An 18342-nucleotide genomic window follows, 5' to 3' on the forward strand; every position below is an offset into this window, starting at 1 on the left:
GAAAAGAGCAGGATGCCAGCGCTCTGCTTTACAATGCACCCGACATTCAAAGGAGTACATTTTGTCCACGATTAAACAAAAGCTTGCCACCATACCTGAGGGCTCGGCAGCCCTGTTTTTTATTCAGATATTTGCGACACTCGGTTTCGCTGTGTTGTATTCGACACTGGTGCTGTACGCAACCAAGAAACTGAATTTTTCCGTCAAAGAAGCCACGGCTATCATGGGTGTGTTTGGCGCGTTCAATTATGGTCTGCATTTATTCGGCGGCTATCTTGGCGGCCGCTTTATCAGCAACCGTAATCTGTTCGTCGGCGGCATGGTATTGCAGGTGTTGGGCTGCGGCTGTATTTCTTTAGGCAGTGCCGAGCAACTGTACTGGGGGCTGGGATTATTCCTGACCGGTAGTGGTCTGAATGTAACCTGCATCAACATGATGCTGACGCAGCGCTTCAAACCCGAAGACGACAGACGCGAGAGTGCATTTCTGTGGAATTACGCGGGGATGAATCTCGGCTTTTTTGTCGGCTTTAGTGCTGCCGGTCACTTTCAATTGCTGGAAGATTATGCCGGTCTGTTTGTCTTTGCGACGATAGGCAATTTTATGGCGATTGTGCTGGCGCTGTTGAACTGGAAGCGACTGGTCGATCTGAATACGCCGTTATTGCAGGCAACGCCAACGGAATTCAAAAAGCGTCTGGCGGTCGGGCTGGTGATTTTGTTTGGCCTGGTACCGGTGATTTATATCATGCTGCATAAAGCCGAGCTAACCGGTAATCTGGTGCTGATCATCAGTGTCTGTATCGCGTTGGTCATCGCCTATCTGACATTCAGACATGAGGATCGGCGCGAACAAAAAAACATGTCTGCTTACATTTTGCTGACCATAGGTTCACTGGTGTTCTGGACGCTGTATCAGATGGCGCCGATGGGCTTGCAACTGTTTGCGGTGAATAATGTGGACCGCATGGTCTGGGGCATAGAAATCGCGCCGCAATGGATACAAAACATCAATAGCTTCGTCATTATGGTCGGAGGCCCGCTGATGGCGATGCTGTTTAAAAAACTGCGCGATCAAGGCTGGCAGATTGATGTGCCGATGCAGTTTTCTGCCGCATTATTACTGATTGGTATTGGCTTTCTGGTACTACCGTTGGGCATAGGTTTTGCTGCCAGCAACGGTCTGGTGGCATTCCGCTGGATATTCATCAGCTACCTGTTGCAAAGCGTTGCTGAGCTGCTGATTTCACCGGTTGGTTACGCCATGATAGGGCGCCTTGCACCAGCGAAGTATCAGGGTGTGATGATGGGCACCTGGATGCTGACGACGGGCACGGCATCGATACTCGCCAGCTATTTTTCCGGCATGATTCCTGAGGCCAGCGAAGGTATGGCAGCGTCAACGAATCCAACGTATCAGCATATTTTTTCTATGCTGGGCTGGGGCGCTGTCGGCGTTGGTGTTGTATTGATTTTGCTGATTCCTTTCTTGCGCAAACTGATTACTAAAGGCGCCGATCAAGAGGCGATAGCATGAAACCGCATCACTGGATCAGTATTGCCGCAATCAATATGATCACCGCAGTTGGTGCCGGGGCATTTGGTGCGCACGGCCTGAAATCCGTGTTGAGTGCCGACATGCTGGCGATCTGGCAGACGGCGGTACAGTATCAGATGGTGCATGCACTGGGCTTGCTGGGATTAAGCCTGTTGCAGGCGCAGTGGAATGAGCGTTTGCTACGGTATGCGACGTGGACGATGTTGTCCGGCATCGTTATTTTCAGCGGCAGCCTGTATGCTCTGGCGTTGTCTGGTTTGCGCATCCTTGGTGCGATTACGCCGGTGGGTGGCGTCGCATTTTTGCTGAGTTGGGCAATGCTGGCGCGGTGCGCTTACCGCCGTCAGCATTGATGTTCTGCGCAGTCACAATCTGGCCGCCGGATAGCGTGTCAGATTGTGACCTGATGACAGTGCTTGCTAAGACTGGCGGGTGAAGCGGCAGAGCTTACTCGCCATTTTTTTCGACTGCGCGTTGGTAGGCTGGGCGTGCTTCTATCATATCGACAAAACGCGTCAGATTCGGAAACGCATCGCGTCCGGCACTTCTGACGCCGATTTGCACTACAAAAGATAGCTGGACATCTGCTCCGGTGAGTTCATTGCCGACGAAGAAATCGCGCCCTTCTAATTCCGCGTTCAAATAGCCAAGATGATTGGCGATTTCGCTGTTGATGCGTGGATGTAATGGAGCACCTGCCTCGCCGAGCCGACCGACGTACAACTTCAGCAACAAAGGCAGCATGGCCGATCCTTCGGCATAGTGCATGAATTGCAGATAGCGGTAGTAATCAGTCGAGCCTTTTTCCGGTACGAATTTGCCGTTGCCATATTCAGCGATCAGGTATTCCAGAATCGCGCCGGATTCGATCAGAATTTCTTCTTTATCGCGCAGCACCGGTGCTTTTCCCAGTGGGTGAATTTTCTTGAGTTCTGGCGGTGCGAGTCGGGTTTGCGGATCGCGGTCATAGCTGATCACCGCATATTCCTGACCTAATTCTTCCAGCATCCAGGTGATACGACGTGAACGGGATTCTTTCAGGTGATGAACTTCAATCATAGTAATCCTCAGGGGTAAAAAAGAATGCTGATTATGCCGATATTTCTGCATCCTCGTTGGCATCAGCGTGAAATGGCTGTTTCTCTGCTCATTTTTTTTCTGGCATAGGGTAGCTGGCGACGCTGATATTGCCGTCTTTATCGACTGCCTGTACGCCAAAGAAATAATTGTCTTTGGATTTCCCTTTGACGGTATAGGAGAGGACATTGCCCACCATCACACTGCCTTGCCAGACGCTGCTGGTCGTATCTCGCCAGACAATGCGGTAGCCCGCAAGATCGGCTTCAGTATTGGCATTCCAGCGCATGCTGGTGTCATTTTCAAGTTGTGAGGTATTCATCTGCACCTGTGCCGGTGCCGCAGGTGCGAGCGCCAAGCTGGCCAGTGCAGCCGCGTTAACGCGGGCTACATTTGCGGTGTAATCGGTATCGACAAATTCCGGTAAGTCACCCAGCTGCACGCCGTTTTCTATACGGACATTCTGATGCTGATGATGGAAATCTTCATTTGGTTCAGTAAAGCGCAGCGCGGCGTAACCCTGTTCGAGGAAAGGGATATGATCGCCACCACGCAGATAGCGATCACGCCGATGAATAATATTCACAGTGAAGCCAGGCACATAGCGTTCACCGGTTTCTTTGACGTGGCGCGCCAGCTGGCGGGAAATAGAATCGCTCTCACCACCCGTGGCAATCAGATTGCGGGTCGCGTCCGGTAATTCTTTGACGGCGGGTATCCCTTCTGCAAACAGGCGCACTGACTTGTTATCGATCTCGCCGTGTTCCGAGCGCGAGCTGCCGATAATGTCATTCGTGAACATGCCAGCGATATTCAGATTTTTTTCTCTAGCTTGTTTCGCCCAGTGTGTTGCGCCGTACAGCCCTTGCTCTTCCGCAGCGACCGCCATAAAAACGATGCTCGCATCAAAGCGATGTTGTGCCATCACACAGGCCATCTCCATGACAGCAGCAGTGCCTGACGCATCATCATTTGCGCCCGGGGCAAACGACGTGGCATCCATTACATCAGTGGCACGCGAATCGTAGTGTCCGCTGACGACGTAATAACGGCCGGGGTCTGTTTTCCCCTTCAGGGTCGCGACCACATTCACAATCTCGGTCGGTTTGCTGATACGGCGTCCACCTGCTTCGACATAGCTGTCGAATTGCACGTCAAGCTGACCGGCACTGCAGCGTTCAAGTTCTGCTTTGATCCAGCGTCTTGCCGCGCCGATGCCGACAGTATCTGACTGTGTCTCTGACATGGTATGACGGGTATGAAAGCTGACCAGTTTGCGGACGTAACTGTCAATCCGTTGCGCCGAGATCTGTTGCACTATCTTTGTTATTTGCGTTTTTTTTTCATTGATGTTTGGTTCGTCGATCTGGGCCGACGCTGGTAGTGCGCAGGCCAGTAATGTGATACTGAGCAGCACGGAATGAGTCAACGGCGATTGTGGCATGGTGCATATTCCCAAAAAAATAAGAGAAAAAATACGTGGATGGTGTTGAGCAGATATTACGCGAAACCACACTGGCAAGCAGAGACGACATATTTTTTGCGCCAGCACAAATCTGGTGCAAATGTCGTCTGCATGACTGCGCTGCAACATGCTTTAACGCTAACATAGACTTTCGCAGGAGACTGACTACTAATTAACACCAAAGAGAGTGCTACAACATGATGTCTGTACAGGAATTGTATCGTCAAAAACATCTTTCCCCGGAAGATGCCATCAACCAAGTTAAGGATGGCGATTTCATCGTCGTACCAACAGGCGTTGGTGAGCCGCCCGCTTTATTGTCCGCCTTATCGGCACAACGCCGGCGCTTTCACGATGTGAAGGTGGCGCAGATTTTACCAATCAGAAAATTCGACTATTTTGATCCTTCGACGGCAGAGCATGTCCGTCACGTTTCTTTCTTTTTTGGTGCGGCTTCCCGCGCTGGCGGGCAAGCAGGCGACATCGATTTTATTCCCAGCTATTTTTCAGAAATGCCGATGTTGATAGAGCGCGGCATGATCCCTTCCGATGTGGTGTTCACGCTGGCTTCTCCTATGGATGAGCATGGCTATTTTTCGCTGAGTCTGGCAGCCGATTACACGATGGCGGCGATCGCCAAAGCGCGTGCGGTGGTGCTGGAAGTAAATCCCAATGTGCCGTTTGCGAATGGTTCCTGCCACATCCATATTTCTCAGGTGGCAGCGCTGGTTGAAAGCAATCAAGCCGTCACCGAGGTCGGTCTGCCGGTAATCGGCCCTGTGCAGGAGGCTATCGGCAAATACGTTGCCGATATGATTGATGATGGTTCGACCTTGCAGATCGGTTACGGTGGTATTCCAGATGCGGTGGTGATGCAACTTACCAACAAGCACGATCTTGGCATTCATACAGAAATGATCGGTGACGGCATACTGACACTGGTGGAAAGTGGTGCCGTCACTAATCGCAAAAAGACGTTCATGCCGGGAAAAATGATTGCCACTTTTGTGCTTGGTTCAAAAAAATTGTATCAGTTCATCCACCGCAATCCGGCACTGGAAATGCATCCGGTGGACTTTACCAATGATCCGTATCTGGCGGCCAAAAATGACAAGCTGATCGCGATTAATGCGACCTTGCAAATTGACTTGCTGGGACAGTGCGGATCGGAAAGTCTGGGGCCAGTACCGTATTCGGGCACTGGCGGGCAGGTCGATTTTGTGCGGGCGGCGAATCGTTCCCGCGATGGTAAGGCGTTCATCGTCTTACCGGCAACGGCGAAAGACGACAGCATTACCCGTATCGTGCCGATGCTGACTCCGGGCACCCATGTCACGACTGGCAAAAACGATATTAACTACGTTGTCACCGAATTCGGCGTCGCCCAGTTACGCGGTAAATCGGCGAAGCAACGTGCGCAGGAAATGATCGCGATTGCTCACCCGGATTTCCGCGCGGAATTAACGCAGGAGGCCAGGCGCTTGCATCTGCTGTAAGCGCGATGATTGTCGCCAGCCTTTGCCTGAGTAAACGCCCCTGATTCGATGCGCCTGCTGGCATGAAAATGCCTTGCAGGCCTTATTTTATGCGGGGTTTTCTTTTAAGCGATGCGCGATAAAAAAACTGCTCCGATTGCCATGATTTATCGTGATTTGAGCAAAGGAACAGAAAGCATAGCTTATAATTGCTTAAATTTTAACAATAGAGACGTTCGACTGGCTTGCCAGCCTGCGTCAGTCACAGTGATGCGCGCATCCTGCAATCGATTAATTAATCAGGTAACGAGAATGAATAAATTACTGAGTGTGCTGGTGTTGTCTCTGGCTCTTCCTATGATCAGCGCGGCGCAGACGCCGGTGTTCAAATGTGAGGTCGATGGCCGCGTCGTCTGGTCGGACAGCCCATGCAAAGGTAAAGGCAAAGTAGTGCAGGTGAAATCCGTTGCCTCGTCCGAAAAGAAAAAGAATGGTGAAGCAGCCGTAGCCCCGCCGGACGCAAGAAAGTAAACTGATCTTGCTATGCGGTGTGCTAGTCGCATATTCATGAAAAAGTTTGATGATGCTGATTAAATCAAATCAGCATCCTGCAAATTTGTTGTCTCGGGAATGACGCAATCTCGTCCCGGCACGGGCGAACGATGAATGATCTTTGATCCAGAATCCGCTTTTCGCTGCTGTCACTTGCGGCTACACTGACGCTCTTTGTCCAGATCGTCTTGCCGGAGCCCATCTATGAAAACCTCATCTTTACGTCGCACTGTTATTGCTGGTTTGTTGCTGGCGACGACGCTACCTGCGAGTGCCGGTTGGCTGGATATTTTCCGCAAAGGTAAAACAGTGGCTGGTTCCGGCAATATCCAGAAACAAGTCAGAGTGGCCAGCGGATTTAACGAAATTGCGCTCGATCTTCCGGCGTATCTCGAATTGCGTCAGGGAGAAAAAGAAAGTGTCGAGATCGAGACCGATGATAATTTACAGAGCCTGGTTGAAGTCGTGGTGGAAAGCGGCGCGTTACAAATACGGCCGCAGCAGAAAAATGTTTACCCTGACAGTAAAGCGCTGAAGATTACGGTGTTTCTGAAAAATCTGGCGGAGCTGAAAATCAGCGGCTGGGGTAAGGTAAATGCAGAAAAATTACACATTCCCGGTCTGCATATTGCGGTCAGTGGTTCCGGCGATGTGCGGATACAGGATTTGCGTACCGAGATACTGGAAATCGATATCAGCGGCAGCGGCAGCTTCAGTGCCGCCGGAACTTCAACGGAAATCAGCGGGAAAATCGGCGGCTCCGGCTCGTTGCTGATGGATACGCTGGAGGCCAACGATGTGCGTATCCGTATCGGCGGTTCCGGCCATGTCCGCACCTGGGTTCATAATAAGCTGGATGTGACTGTCGGCGGCTCCGGCGAAATCGAATATTACGGTGATCCCGCCGTTACCAAAACCATAGGCGGCTCCGGTCGTCTGATTCGACTGGGCAGCGCACCGCACTAATCACCGCTGTCGGGCAATGTCATTCTTCCGGTAAGAAACTGCACAGGAAAAAGGCGATGCATCCTATAATCTCGCTCTCTTACTGAATTGTTTTTTTTCTGTCATCAATGAGTGTCCGTCAACGCGTTTCTATGGCTGTCCTGAGTCTCTTTATCTTGTTAGCAGGTGCTTTGTTTCTGGGTTTAGCGATCGCCTGGGCACCTGACAAATCTGTCGATGACCTGAAACAAAAATGGGCACCTGCACCTTCAAAATTTATTGATGTTCACGGTTTGCAGGTGCATGTGCGCGACGAAGGCCTGGCGGACGATCCCGTTCCGGTGATGCTGATCCATGGCACCTCATCCAGCCTGCATACCTGGGAACCGTGGGTGAAAGCCTTGAAGGCAGAACGCCGCGTGATCACCATGGATTTACCCGGTTTTGGTCTGACCGGGCCGAATCAGGAAAATGATTACAGCACGACGGCTTACGTGCGTTTCATTCTGGATCTGATGGATAGCTTGCATCTGTCTAAAGTCGTGTTGGGCGGTAACTCTCTTGGTGGCGAAATCGCCTGGGAAGTCGCTGCTGCTGCACCGGCGCGGGTAGACAAACTGATCCTGGTGGATGCAGCAGGTTATGCGTTCACACCAAAATCGATACCAGTTGGTTTTCAGATTGCGCGCATGCCTATGATGTCGTGGGTGATGGATCACTGCCTGCCGCGCTCTATGGTTGAATCCAGCGTCAAGAATGTTTATGCCCGCCCGGAAAAAGTCACGCCAGCCTTAGTTGATCGCTATGAAGCGATGATGCTGCGCGAAGGAAATCGTCCCGCCCTGCGCCAGCGTATCAGCCAGCTCGCCATCGGCGATCATGCTGAACTAATCAAAACGATACGTGTACCGACCCTGATACTCTGGGGTGGCAAAGATCAGTTGATACCGCCGGAAAACGCAGAGTGGTTTCAGCAAGATATTGCTAACAGCAAGCTGATTATGTTTGATGAACTCGGCCATGTTCCGCAGGAAGAAAATCCCGTAGTCACCGTCGCTGCGGTCCGCATATTTTTGCAGTAATCTGAGGAACCCGTCATGTCCGCTTTTCGTCTGTGTATTTCTTACGGTCTTGTCGCGCTGAGTTTGCTTGGCACCGGTATTGCAGGGGCCGAAGATGTGATGGCCGAAGGCAAGAAAATCTTCAATCAGAAAGCCGAGCCGAAATGTGCGATGTGCCATAGCCTGAAACATGCGGATTCGTATGCAGAAGGCGGCCCCGACTTGGACGAGCTGAAGCCGGATGCGGCGCGGGTGGAAAAAGCGGTGCGTAACGGCATAGGTGAAATGCCGGTGATTACCGGATTGACTGATGCAGAAATCAAACTGGTGGCGCGCTATCTGGCAGAAGTCGCCGGTAAGAAATAAGCTGCTAAGAAATAATTCAGTGCAATCTGCACAAACCTTACATCTGCGCTCGTTCTGATCGGCCAAAACAAAAGCGGCAGACAACAAAAAGCCCACCATACGGTGGGCGATCCATTCATTGCAGTGACTCGTCAGCAACCCATGCTATCTGCGTGGTGCCACTGACTGTAACAATGCCCGTGCTATCTGCGCGGTGCTTGTCGTGGTGAGTCACTTTTTTCTGCGTTGTCAGTCAATACTGGCAACCTCAGAGGGCAAAACGAATGCGTACCTTCGCAAGATCGACCAACGCATTTTTTCATGATGCACACGCATCAGTAAAAAAGAGATGGACGATTGCATAGCAAAAAGCAGATGCTTTCCAGTGAAACTCACTGATCAACTACGCCATTTTCCGATAACCCATACTATCTGTATGGTGCCACCAGCCGGTGAGAATTGATTGCCGCCAGAGTGCACTGCGTGAGAGCAGCGTACTGGTATGCGAAGGCTTGCTGTAACGGTCAGACTTTGTTCATCAGCAACCCATGCTATCTGCATGGTGTCACTGGCCGGTATTGCAGAACAAATTTTTCATCACAGCAAAAACGGTTGGCGCTGTTCTGGCAAGCATCGCCTGCCGGAATATGCCGGGAGACTTTAAGCCAGAATCTGGATATTGCCTGCTTTGTCGCCTTTAGGGCCTGTCGTGCGTTCAAAAGAAACGCGCTGATTTTCGCTCAGACTTTTGAAGCCGCTCGATTGAATGTCCTGAAAGTGGGCGAACAAATCTGCACCACCTGCATCAGGAGCGATGAAGCCGAAGCCCTTAGCGTCGTTGAACCATTTTACGATACCTGTTTGAGTACTCATGTTTTTATTCCTTTACGTGAAACATAGGCGAAATTGCCTTGGAGGCACTTGAAACCAAGAAATAAAACCGGAGGAGAAAAAACAGAACAGCCAGAGGATACAGCTATGCGGAATTGGGACCAACAATATAAGGACTTGATGCAAGTACGGAACGGAATATACACGGGAAAACAACAAACACCAAACTTTATTTTTAATCCGATCTGGTATTGATCACACAAAAGAGCATTCTTCCACCACAAAAAAATGCCAGCTTTTCATAGACAAAAACAGGCTCCGCATCAGGTGTTTAAGTGCTTGTTTTTATTACGAAAATTAATTGAAAATATTTTTCATTGTTGGTGATTCATATGATTTTTCCGTGGTGTTTTTTATATTCCATATATCTTTTTCATCTTTTCTAAGTGAAAAAAGGTCGTTGGGCAGCCAGCCCTCAGCACGTAGCATGAATCTCCATCGCTGCAGTCATTTTCTGACTGCGTTATCAGGCGTTCGTTATCAGGCGTCCGTTTTGCCAATTACAAAGAGGTTTATTCATGCGTGCGTATCAAACTTTTTCTATTCCCGTTCCCCGCCGTTCCATCAGTCTGCTGATCGGCGCTTTATTCAGCAGTCTGGTGGCTCCGGCTTCGGCTGTGTATGCGCAACAAGCCGAGATCGCTGCAGCTGATACTGTGATTGTCACCGGCACGCGCAGCATCAAGCGCACTGTCTCTGATTCCGAAGCACCTATCGATATTCTGACCAGTAAAGATTTGCAGGCCAGCGGCACCGGTGAATTAGGTACTGCCTTAAGCCGCTTGCTGCCTTCCTTGAATTTCCCGCGTCCGGCTGTTGCTGACGGCACTTCTGCGAGTCGTCCGGCACAATTGCGCGGCTTGTCACCCGATCAGACGCTGGTGCTGGTGAATGGCAAGCGCTGGCACACGACGGCGATTGTCAACGTCAACGGCACGGCAGGGCGCGGATCTTCACCGGCTGATCTGAATACCATTCCTATTTCTGCGATTGAAAAAGTCGAAGTTCTGCGCGATGGTGCAGCGGCGCAATATGGTTCTGATGCGATTGCCGGCGTGATCAACATCATTCTCAAAAAAGGTGCGGCGGGCGGCGAGTTACAAGCAGGAGGCGGTCAATACAGCAAGGGTGACGGCACGCAAGGTGCGCTGAGCGCCAACTTTGGTAGCCAACTGGGCGACAAAGGCTGGGTGCGTTTTACCGCAGAACAAAAATATCAGGGCGAGACCAACCGCGCGGGTGCTGATTTGCGTAATCCGGCCGAGCCTTTGTATGGCAAGGTCACGCAGAAACAAGGTGACCCGAAAGTTCAGCAAACCAATTTGGGACTGAATGGGTCTTTGCCGCTGAATAATGATCTTGAACTGTATGCGTTTGCGAATGTCAGCCAGCGTGATTCCGATGCGGCCGCAACCTGGCGCACGGCTTACACCAGCGGCACGACTTTGCGCACACCGCTGTATCCACAAGGCTTTTTGCCGAATGAAGCGGCAAGAAATACCGATGTTTCCACCGTGGTCGGGATCAAAGGGCGGGCCGATGGCTGGCGCTGGGATGCGAGTGCCAATTACGGTTCGAATGAATTCAGCCTCGATGTGAATAACAGCGTCAACCTCAGTTTAGGTGCTGCCAGCCCGACCAGTTTTTATGCTGGTAAATTAAAAAATTCGCAGACACTGGCGAACTTTGATGCGGCCAAAGAATTTGAATTTGCCGGTCTGGCGAACCCGCTGACATTGGCGGTCGGTGCCGAATACCGGCGTGATCAATATGAGATCAGCGCCGGTGAGCCAAACTCGTATTTCGGCAGCGGTGCGCAGGGTTTCTCCGGCTTCCAGCCATCGAATGCAGGCAGCTTTAACCGTCACAGCACATCGGTGTATGCGAACGTTGAAGCCGAGCTGACAAAACAACTCAGCGCCTCAGTCGCGGTGCGGCATGAAAATTACAGCGATTTTGGCAGCGTCACTTCCGGTAAATTATCGGGCCGTTTTGCTGTGACACCGGAATTTGCGTTGCGTGGTGCGGCGTCCAATGGCTTCCGCGCACCATCGTTAGCGCAGCAAAATTACACGATCTCGACCACCAATCTGATCACCATTAACGGCACCTCGCAACTGGTCGATACCGGCACCTTTGGCGTTGCTACTGCGGCGGCAAAAGCGTTGGGTGCGAAACCGCTGGAAGCTGAAAAATCGCGCAACTATAGTCTGGGTGCGGTGTTGCAGCCGAATAAAAATGTCTCGCTGAGCGTCGATGCGTATCAGATCGATATTGATAACCGCATTTTGTATTCCGGTAATCTGGTGTTGCCAGCGGCCTTGCAAAGCGTGCTGGCGAAACAGGGCGTGCTGGTCGGCGCCGCGCGTTATTTCACGAATGCGCTGGATTCACAAACACGCGGCGTGGATATCGTCGGCACTTATCAGCTGAGCCTGACTGGCAGCGATAAACTCGGGCTGACGCTGGGTTACAACCACAACAAAACTACCGTCAGCCATGTGGCGGCGAATCCGGCGGTGCTGGCGCAAAATAATCTGTTGCTGATTGATCGGCAATCGCTGTTGCGCGCGACTGATTCTGCACCGAAAGACAAGCTGACACTGAGCGCTGATTACGCGCTCAATCAATGGACGGCGCGTGCGCAGGCAACCCGTTACGGCAGCTTCGTTTCGCCGCAAAATAATGCAACGCTGGATCAGACTTATGGTGCGAATGTGGTGGTCGATATTTCTGCCAGCTATCGCATCGGCAAGTGGACGCTGACCGGTGGCATCGACAATCTGGGCGACAAATATCCGGATCAGGTGACATCAACCGGGAACCTGAATACCGGCGGCACTTTGCCTTACAGCACCTTCTCGCCGTATGGTTTCAATGGTCGTTATTTCTATGCGAAGGCAGCTTACGCCTGGTAATTTTCAGGTCAGCAGCAAGTACGAAAAAAGCCGGGAAAATTTCCGGCTTTTTTTCTGCATTTTTATACATTTAGGGGGAGTATATGGCGATTTGGCATTATTCTCAGCGTTAATGCTGGGCTTTAAAATATACTCCCCCCAGTATTTTTAAGCCAAAAATGCCGTTTTTGCGCCTGTTTTCAGCATATTTTTAGCCTGCGTTCAGTTTGTCTGCGACAAAAAATCGCGCAGATATTCCAGCAGTATCTGCGGCTGTTCGAGTGGCGACATGTGGCCGCAATCGTCGATGATGCGGAAAGTCGGATCCGGCAGCGCGGCGACGATATCTTCGGCTTCCTGCAAACGGCGCATCTGATCTTCGCGGCTGGCGACGACCAGCACCGGACAAAAAATCTGCGCGCAATCGGCGTGCCCGTCTTGCCGGATGATGCTTAACTGCTGCATGAAAATATCTGCCCCGAGCGTCAGCGACATCGCCTGCAGATGTTGCAGCAAGCCCTTGTTGTCGCTGCGTGCCGGATGCAGTGCGCGCTTGAGCGCAGTGACGGTCTGCCCTTTGTATGGAAATACTTTCAGCATCTTGATTTGCTGCTGATTGCGGGCGATTTCTTCGACGCTGGTGGCGCGTGCCGAGGTATTCAGTAACACCAGCTGACTGACGCGTTGCGGCGCTTTCGCGGCGATGCGGCGGGCGACATAACCACCGAGAGAAAAACCGATCAGCACACAGCTTTGCGGCAGGCTGGCAATGATGCGGTCTGCCATCGCATCGATATCGGTGCCCTGATTCAGATCCGCAAACGAGACCGTGCCGAGTTGCTGCAAGCCGCCCAGTACATCTTGCCACAGGCTGGCATCGCACATGAAGCCGGGAATCAGCACGATATGGCGTTGTGTTGTAGCGGCGCTTTCTGAGCTGCGCGCGATATTCATTTCTGAGGCTGTCATGACTGCGATTTCATTTCATTCACTGTGGCTGTGGTGCTGTCGTTTGCCGCACCGAATGCATAACGCTGCGCCAGTTGAAACGGCGTGCCCGGTGCGCTTTCTGTGAACAGCGCGAGGCCGTTCAACTGCAAAGGCGCATCGATCGTAAAGAAGTTTTGCGCTGCCTGACAGATCGCCTCTGCCTGAACTGGCTCATGCAATGCATCGGTCAACGTCATATGAAAACGGAACTCTTCTTCTGTGTACGGATAACCCCAGCGCTGCAAGAGCTGCATTTGCCGGTCGCTGAGTGGATGCCGCTGGCGGCGCGCGATGTCGGTGGCACTCAGCGGTGCGCGGAAGCTGTCGAAGGTGCTGACGCAATCCATTGCTAACCGATTGATCGCGCTGACGTCACCATGCGGACGCAGCGCCAGAAAATTCCCCATCCATTCGACTCGCGGAGCCGGAATCGTCAGGCTGTGCTGTTGTTGGCAAAATGCGCGCAGGGCAGCATCGAGTTGCGCGGGTGTGCAGCCTTCAGCGAGCCTGAACGGTGCTTTCAGCGTCGCATGAAAACCGTAACGACGGGCGTCGCTGGTCAGTTGGTGAAATTCTGCGGCAGTCACGTTGCTTAATGCCGGTTGCGGCAGAGCGGTTGCCGATGCCGGATCACGTCCCAGCCAATGGCAGCCAGCCTGCCACCAGGGGCTGTTTTGCTCCGGCGCAAAATACAGCGCATAACGTACTTCCGGAGCAGGAGTATTGCTGGTTTCGTTCATCAGTCGTTTTTCTCAGATTTTTTCATGTTCATTTTGTTCGCTATCCCGCATGGCGTAACGTTGTGGCGACATCGTGATTGCTCATGTAGCCGCCGTTCCTCAATACAGGAAACCAAAGTAAGCGCATTTTCAGAAGAATATTTTGTGTCTGATATGACATAGTATGCGGCGAATGCGTTGTCATTCATCATTCTTATTCCATCTGAAAACCGGGAGAACTCATGATAGATCACCTCAGCACTTATGCGACAGATTATCCGGCCACAAAATTATTTTATGAAGCGGCTTTTGCGCCATTGGGATATACCGTGCAAATGGAATTTGTCGCTGAGTGGAATGCCGATTTTCCTACCCAGCGGATGTGCGCGTTTGGTGTGAATGGAAAGCCGACGTTCTGGATTATCGAAACCAAAGAAAAATCGACACCACGGCATGTCGCTTTCAGTGCTGCGTCCCGCGACGCTGTCGATCAATTCTATGCGCAGGCGATGACGCATGGCGGCAAAGACAATGGACAACCTGGCCTGCGCCCGCATTATCATGAAAATTACTACGGTGCTTTCACGATAGATCCTGATGGGAATAACGTCGAAGCCGTGTGCCATGCACCGGTGTGAATCACACGTGAAGTAAAGGAAAAGCATGATTTCAGAAAAAACGGTGATGCGGGTGGCTCGACCCACCGATCATCTCAGCGTGATCACCAGAATGTATATCGACGGGCTGGGGTTTGTTTTGCTGAGCCAATTTGCAGATCACGATGGCATAGACGGTGCGATCATCGGACATCCGCAGCACAACTATCATCTGGAATTTACTCAGCATGCCGGTTCGCATGTCGACTCGTATGCATGTAAGGCACCGAGCCAGGATCATTTGCTGGTTTTTTATCTTCCCGACGAGGCAGAATGGCGGCGAGCCTGCGAGAACATGCAACAGGCGGGATTTTTGCCGGTGCGCTCCGCTAATCCTTTTTGGGATGTGGCCGGTAAAACGTTTGAAGATGCCGATGGGTACCGGGTGGTGTTACAAAATCGCGCATGGTCTTTGTAGTGCATTGCTGAGATCAGATCTTCATCACGCCGGAAAGTTTTGCGTAAATTCTATTCCTGTTCAACAATACCGGATCGCAGCAGTAAAAAGTCACAGGTACGACCGGTAATTTTTTTCTCAGGTTCTTTTCGGCTTGTTCACCGCTTTTCAAGGATGTATTACTTCATGAATTTTGCTTCGCATACAGCGTTCTCTATCCGCAACGCACGCGTCGTCACAGCGGATCAGGTGCTGACTGGCGGTATCGCCGTTAGTCACGGGCATATTGATGATGTTAATTCAGGCGCGGCGACGCTGACCGGTACTGACTGGCATGGCGATTATCTGTTACCGGGTCTGGTGGAATTACATACCGATAATTTAGAAAAGCATCTGATGCCGCGCCCGAAAGTGAGTTGGCCGGTGCTGCCCGCCATCATCGCGCATGACGCGCAGATCGCCTGTTCCGGTATCACCACGGTGCTGGACGCGATTGCCATCGGCGATATCGACCCCGACAGCGTGCGTACACAAATGATGCAGGCCTGCGTACAAGGGCTGGCCGGTGCCAGGCAGGCGGGGGTGCTGCGCACCGATCATTTTCTGCATCTGCGGCTGGAGTTGGCAGAGGCGCGTTTGCTGGAATTATTTACGCCATTTTTAAATGACGAGCGCTTGCGGCTGGTGTCGCTGATGGATCACACGCCGGGACAACGACAATGGACAGACCTTGAACATTACCGCGTCTACGTCACTGGCAAGCGCGGCTGGACGCATCAAAAAGTCGATCAGATGCTGGAAGTGCTGAGTGATCGTCAGCAGCAGTATGCAGAACAGAACCGCGCGCAGATCGTCAAACTATGCCGTACACAGGCGCATGGTATTCCACTGGCGACCCATGACGACACCACCCATAATCACGTGCTTGAAGGCGTGCGCGATGGCGTGACGATTTCTGAATTTCCAACCACGCTGGCAGCAGCACAGTTTGCGCATCAGCACGGTTTATCCATCGTCATGGGCGCACCGAACCGGGTGCGTGGCGGCTCACATTCCGGCAACGTCTCTGCGAGTGAATTAGCGCGCCATGATTTGCTCGATATTTTTTCGTCGGATTATGTTCCGACCAGCTTGCTGCACGCCGCTTTTTTATTGCAGGAAGATGGTTACTCTTTGCCGAAAGCCGTGTCCACCGTCAGCCTGCAACCCGCGCGGCAGATAGGTTTGCAGGATCGCGGTCAGATCGCCCACGGCCTGCGTGCCGATTTTATCCGCGTCCGCATCATTGAAGGGATTCCTGTTGTGATGGGCGTCTGGAAACAAGGTCTGCAGATTGCGTGATGGGCTAAGTTCTGGAAAAGCTAGCCAGTTAAATAAGCTTGAACTGCCGCAATGACCTTAGATGCACAATATCCTTCCGCCTATGCAAGCGCAATAGTAACAGCGGATTTCTTTGAAGCTTTGGTGAGGTATCGAATGAGTAAGGGAACTCCAAAGTACGAACCGGTGGCGCGGTAATTCTTCCAGGCCAGATATGGCATCCTTGATAATTTGCATGCGTCTGTGGCTCCACGTAATAAGTAGGTTAGATATTTAGGGAAGAAAATGGATGCAATGTGTTATGAGCCATCTCATGCTAGTCCAACGGTTGTAATTGTCGATAAGGTTTCTAAAGAGCGGAAAACTGAACGCTTTGAAAGCCTGCCTGATGACGTTAGATACAAACCTCAGCTGCGCACCTGCAAAGACGTGGAAAGAACAATTATGGTTCCCGTCGCGGAAATCAGGGTTTCTCAAGTTGATAATGCAGGCAAGCTAGTCCAGAAGGAGCTGGCGACAAGTTTGTTGATTGAATATTTCGACAAAGACGGCAAAGTCTTGGAAGTTGTGCGAATGGCGAAATAACGATTATCGAGCTCACAACACGGAAGCATGAGGATTAGAGAAAGGAGAATAGATGTCTTTTCAGCTGCCTGTCAGCCCACAAAGTGTAATTCAAAATAATGCATTTCATCCAAACTGGGGTAATGAAGCTACTCAGTTGTATGAAGTGGTGATCACTCAGGGTTTTTATTTTAAAGGAACAACCGCTCCGCAAAAGGTATTCACGAAAACGGGAGGATACGTTCTCCCCGGTGGAAATACGCAAATTTCTAAGTCGGTTATTGATAGAACGGCTCCTTGGGCTAAAGGATGGATATTGTTTTTATGAGCAATAATTCACCATTAAGAATCCCTTCATCTATATGGAGTATCTTAAAAACGCGGCTATTTAAAGATGGGAAAAAGCGTACCCAATATCAGTTAGATCAATTTAAAAAAAATGGTCAAGCAGTACAAATTCGCTTAAAAGATACCCGTATATTATTTATAAAAGTTGATAGTGAAGGTGTTGTAAAAGGTGAGGCTGCTGACATTGGTCATGGTTACTGGATAGAGCCTACTTTTGCTAGTGAGGATATTGAGTCGTGGGGATATGATGAGTTGGTATGGTCCCCCACTTTTTTTAGTCCTTTAAAAAGAGTTTGCAAGTGGAGAGTCCTCGTAAAGGCCGGAGGAGCGTAAAACACAATAAATTGAGTCGCATGGAAACGGTACTTAGGGGGGCAGTTGAACACAAATCATCCGTAAAGAAATCTCTGCGGTTCTCGCTTATTTTAAGAAAAAAAAAGCCACCCCCAACACCCATAGCAAATGCCGGGCTTTCGGTGATGCTTTTAGTTTTTAAGGTTCTTCTTTAGAGGCTAAAGAAGAAACGACAAGGTAGTTTAAAAGGATGTTAGCTTGTTCAACTTCAGTTCATCTCGCGGCTCCCGCTCCCCTTCCTCAAAAATCGACCAGTCAGTCGATAAGCTGAAGGCCACAATAATCTTCCTGAAGATATCCAATGACGGCTGCGCCTCATCCGCCTCATCCGCTTCATAGTGTTTGAATTGCGTAATGTGAGTGCCGAAATTTATATCCCCCCGAAAACACGAACCGCGCATAACCATAGTTCTTCTGCCAGGCTCATGTTCCAAAGAAGAACATACTGGTGGTAGAGCAGATATACCGAAATACCGTTCGCCAGAATATTAAAAGCCGCTAGTCCTATTGCCTGGTCGTAACGAGAATCAGGCGACAGTAGCGTGTGAAATTACAACACTTAAGTAATTATTTTGCACTGACAAAAATGCCTGTATCGCAAACTAATTCTGGGTAGTCTGCCAACCTTTACTCAGGCATACGTATTGATACGTATTGCATTGCGGAAATTTTATGCGATTGATTTATGTTGGAAATCAAGAAGGCACTTTGTTTTTTAATTTATATTT

At 50.8% G+C, this 18342-nt stretch carries 19 protein-coding genes; 14 read left to right on the forward strand and 5 right to left on the reverse strand.

Annotation, left to right across the window (positions count from 1 at the left end):
- Positions 1–61: 61 nt before the first annotated feature.
- Entirely contained in the window at positions 62–1537 is a 1476-nt protein-coding gene (locus H8K26_RS13995; protein ID WP_190480364.1) for a peptide MFS transporter, read from the forward strand.
- The gene (locus tag H8K26_RS14000) at positions 1534–1911 is read left to right on the forward strand and encodes a DUF423 domain-containing protein (protein ID WP_190480366.1); all 378 of its coding nucleotides are present in this window, start codon (positions 1534–1536) and stop codon (positions 1909–1911) included. The genes H8K26_RS13995 and H8K26_RS14000 overlap by 4 nt, the downstream gene beginning before the upstream one ends.
- A gap of 94 nt (positions 1912–2005) precedes the next feature.
- Here the strand turns inward: H8K26_RS14000 and H8K26_RS14005 are convergent, their stop codons facing one another.
- Both H8K26_RS14005 and H8K26_RS14010 read right to left on the reverse strand, forming a co-directional pair.
- Positions 2006–2617: a glutathione S-transferase family protein gene (locus H8K26_RS14005; protein WP_190480368.1), complete on the reverse strand. Its 612-nt coding sequence runs from the start codon at positions 2615–2617 to the stop codon at positions 2006–2008.
- A gap of 88 nt (positions 2618–2705) precedes the next feature.
- Positions 2706–4079: a M20/M25/M40 family metallo-hydrolase gene (locus H8K26_RS14010; protein ID WP_190480370.1), complete on the reverse strand. Its 1374-nt coding sequence runs from the start codon at positions 4077–4079 to the stop codon at positions 2706–2708.
- A gap of 221 nt (positions 4080–4300) precedes the next feature.
- Here H8K26_RS14010 and H8K26_RS14015 point away from each other — a divergent pair, with 221 nt between their 5' ends.
- From H8K26_RS14015 to H8K26_RS14035, 5 genes are all read left to right on the forward strand, one after another.
- Positions 4301–5596: an acetyl-CoA hydrolase/transferase family protein gene (locus H8K26_RS14015; protein ID WP_190480624.1), complete on the forward strand. Its 1296-nt coding sequence runs from the start codon at positions 4301–4303 to the stop codon at positions 5594–5596.
- 291 nt (positions 5597–5887) lie between these two features.
- A complete protein-coding gene (locus H8K26_RS14020; protein ID WP_190480372.1) occupies positions 5888–6106 on the forward strand; it encodes a DUF4124 domain-containing protein in 219 nt (72 codons plus the stop codon).
- 225 nt (positions 6107–6331) lie between these two features.
- Positions 6332–7093 (forward strand): head GIN domain-containing protein, encoded by a 762-nt coding sequence (locus H8K26_RS14025; protein ID WP_190480374.1) that lies wholly within the window; start codon positions 6332–6334, stop codon positions 7091–7093.
- Positions 7094–7224: 131 nt separating this feature from the next.
- Positions 7225–8154, forward strand: coding sequence for an alpha/beta fold hydrolase (locus tag H8K26_RS14030; protein ID WP_190480376.1), 930 nt, complete (start codon positions 7225–7227; stop codon positions 8152–8154).
- Positions 8155–8169: 15 nt separating this feature from the next.
- Complete coding sequence (locus tag H8K26_RS14035) at positions 8170–8499, forward strand: c-type cytochrome (RefSeq protein WP_190480378.1); 330 nt, start codon at positions 8170–8172, stop codon at positions 8497–8499.
- A 639-nt stretch (positions 8500–9138) separates the two neighbouring features.
- On the opposite strand, the gene H8K26_RS14040 is transcribed toward H8K26_RS14035, so the two are convergent.
- Positions 9139–9351, reverse strand: a complete 213-nt coding sequence (locus tag H8K26_RS14040; protein ID WP_186884413.1) for a cold-shock protein — start codon at positions 9349–9351, stop codon at positions 9139–9141.
- Positions 9352–9887: 536 nt separating this feature from the next.
- On the opposite strand from H8K26_RS14040, the gene H8K26_RS14045 reads away from it, so the two are divergent.
- The gene (locus H8K26_RS14045) at positions 9888–12287 is read left to right on the forward strand and encodes a TonB-dependent receptor plug domain-containing protein (protein WP_190480380.1); all 2400 of its coding nucleotides are present in this window, start codon (positions 9888–9890) and stop codon (positions 12285–12287) included.
- A 201-nt stretch (positions 12288–12488) separates the two neighbouring features.
- Here H8K26_RS14045 and H8K26_RS14050 read toward each other — a convergent pair whose 3' ends face one another.
- Complete coding sequence (locus tag H8K26_RS14050; RefSeq protein WP_190480382.1) at positions 12489–13235, reverse strand: alpha/beta fold hydrolase; 747 nt, start codon at positions 13233–13235, stop codon at positions 12489–12491.
- On the reverse strand, positions 13232–13996 hold the full coding sequence (locus H8K26_RS14055; RefSeq protein WP_190480384.1) for a DUF1045 domain-containing protein: 765 nt from the start codon (positions 13994–13996) through the stop codon (positions 13232–13234). Before H8K26_RS14055 ends, H8K26_RS14050 begins: the two co-directional genes overlap by 4 nt.
- 221 nt (positions 13997–14217) lie before the next feature.
- Between H8K26_RS14055 and H8K26_RS14060 the strand changes: the two genes are divergently transcribed.
- The 6 genes from H8K26_RS14060 to H8K26_RS14085 all read left to right on the forward strand — a co-directional run bounded on the left by H8K26_RS14060 (position 14218) and on the right by H8K26_RS14085 (position 17593).
- Entirely contained in the window at positions 14218–14613 is a 396-nt protein-coding gene (locus H8K26_RS14060; RefSeq protein ID WP_190480386.1) for a VOC family protein, read from the forward strand.
- A gap of 25 nt (positions 14614–14638) precedes the next feature.
- Positions 14639–15049: a VOC family protein gene (locus H8K26_RS14065; protein WP_190480388.1), complete on the forward strand. Its 411-nt coding sequence runs from the start codon at positions 14639–14641 to the stop codon at positions 15047–15049.
- Between the two features lie 165 nt (positions 15050–15214).
- On the forward strand, positions 15215–16369 hold the full coding sequence (locus H8K26_RS14070; RefSeq protein ID WP_190480390.1) for an alpha-D-ribose 1-methylphosphonate 5-triphosphate diphosphatase: 1155 nt from the start codon (positions 15215–15217) through the stop codon (positions 16367–16369).
- Positions 16370–16633: 264 nt separating this feature from the next.
- Positions 16634–16933, forward strand: coding sequence for a hypothetical protein (locus H8K26_RS14075; protein WP_190480392.1), 300 nt, complete (start codon positions 16634–16636; stop codon positions 16931–16933).
- Positions 16934–16985: 52 nt separating this feature from the next.
- Positions 16986–17240 (forward strand): hypothetical protein, encoded by a 255-nt coding sequence (locus H8K26_RS14080; protein ID WP_190480394.1) that lies wholly within the window; start codon positions 16986–16988, stop codon positions 17238–17240.
- The gene (locus H8K26_RS14085) at positions 17237–17593 is read left to right on the forward strand and encodes a hypothetical protein (RefSeq protein WP_190480396.1); all 357 of its coding nucleotides are present in this window, start codon (positions 17237–17239) and stop codon (positions 17591–17593) included. The genes H8K26_RS14080 and H8K26_RS14085 overlap by 4 nt, the downstream gene beginning before the upstream one ends.
- Positions 17594–18342 lie beyond the last annotated feature (749 nt).

It is taken from the genome of Cognatundibacterium aquatile (genome assembly GCF_014699135.1).
GTDB lineage: Bacteria > Pseudomonadota > Gammaproteobacteria > Burkholderiales > Burkholderiaceae_D > Undibacterium > Undibacterium aquatile.

Coding starts and splice junctions, on each gene's coding strand:
- H8K26_RS14020 (WP_190480372.1), top strand. CDS start 5,888: ATGAATAAATTACTGAGTGTGCTGGTGTTGTCTCTGGCTCTTCCTATG.
- H8K26_RS14080 (WP_190480394.1), top strand. CDS start 16,986: ATGTCTTTTCAGCTGCCTGTCAGCCCACAAAGTGTAATTCAAAATAAT.
- H8K26_RS14070 (WP_190480390.1), top strand. CDS start 15,215: ATGAATTTTGCTTCGCATACAGCGTTCTCTATCCGCAACGCACGCGTC.
- H8K26_RS14075 (WP_190480392.1), top strand. CDS start 16,634: ATGGATGCAATGTGTTATGAGCCATCTCATGCTAGTCCAACGGTTGTA.
- H8K26_RS14040 (WP_186884413.1), bottom strand. CDS start 9,351: ATGAGTACTCAAACAGGTATCGTAAAATGGTTCAACGACGCTAAGGGC.
- H8K26_RS14005 (WP_190480368.1), bottom strand. CDS start 2,617: ATGATTGAAGTTCATCACCTGAAAGAATCCCGTTCACGTCGTATCACC.
- H8K26_RS14065 (WP_190480388.1), top strand. CDS start 14,639: ATGATTTCAGAAAAAACGGTGATGCGGGTGGCTCGACCCACCGATCAT.
- H8K26_RS14025 (WP_190480374.1), top strand. CDS start 6,332: ATGAAAACCTCATCTTTACGTCGCACTGTTATTGCTGGTTTGTTGCTG.
- H8K26_RS14035 (WP_190480378.1), top strand. CDS start 8,170: ATGTCCGCTTTTCGTCTGTGTATTTCTTACGGTCTTGTCGCGCTGAGT.
- H8K26_RS14050 (WP_190480382.1), bottom strand. CDS start 13,235: ATGACAGCCTCAGAAATGAATATCGCGCGCAGCTCAGAAAGCGCCGCT.
- H8K26_RS14015 (WP_190480624.1), top strand. CDS start 4,301: ATGTCTGTACAGGAATTGTATCGTCAAAAACATCTTTCCCCGGAAGAT.
- H8K26_RS14060 (WP_190480386.1), top strand. CDS start 14,218: ATGATAGATCACCTCAGCACTTATGCGACAGATTATCCGGCCACAAAA.
- H8K26_RS14030 (WP_190480376.1), top strand. CDS start 7,225: ATGGCTGTCCTGAGTCTCTTTATCTTGTTAGCAGGTGCTTTGTTTCTG.
- H8K26_RS14000 (WP_190480366.1), top strand. CDS start 1,534: ATGAAACCGCATCACTGGATCAGTATTGCCGCAATCAATATGATCACC.
- H8K26_RS14010 (WP_190480370.1), bottom strand. CDS start 4,079: ATGCCACAATCGCCGTTGACTCATTCCGTGCTGCTCAGTATCACATTA.
- H8K26_RS14045 (WP_190480380.1), top strand. CDS start 9,888: ATGCGTGCGTATCAAACTTTTTCTATTCCCGTTCCCCGCCGTTCCATC.
- H8K26_RS14055 (WP_190480384.1), bottom strand. CDS start 13,996: ATGAACGAAACCAGCAATACTCCTGCTCCGGAAGTACGTTATGCGCTG.
- H8K26_RS14085 (WP_190480396.1), top strand. CDS start 17,237: ATGAGCAATAATTCACCATTAAGAATCCCTTCATCTATATGGAGTATC.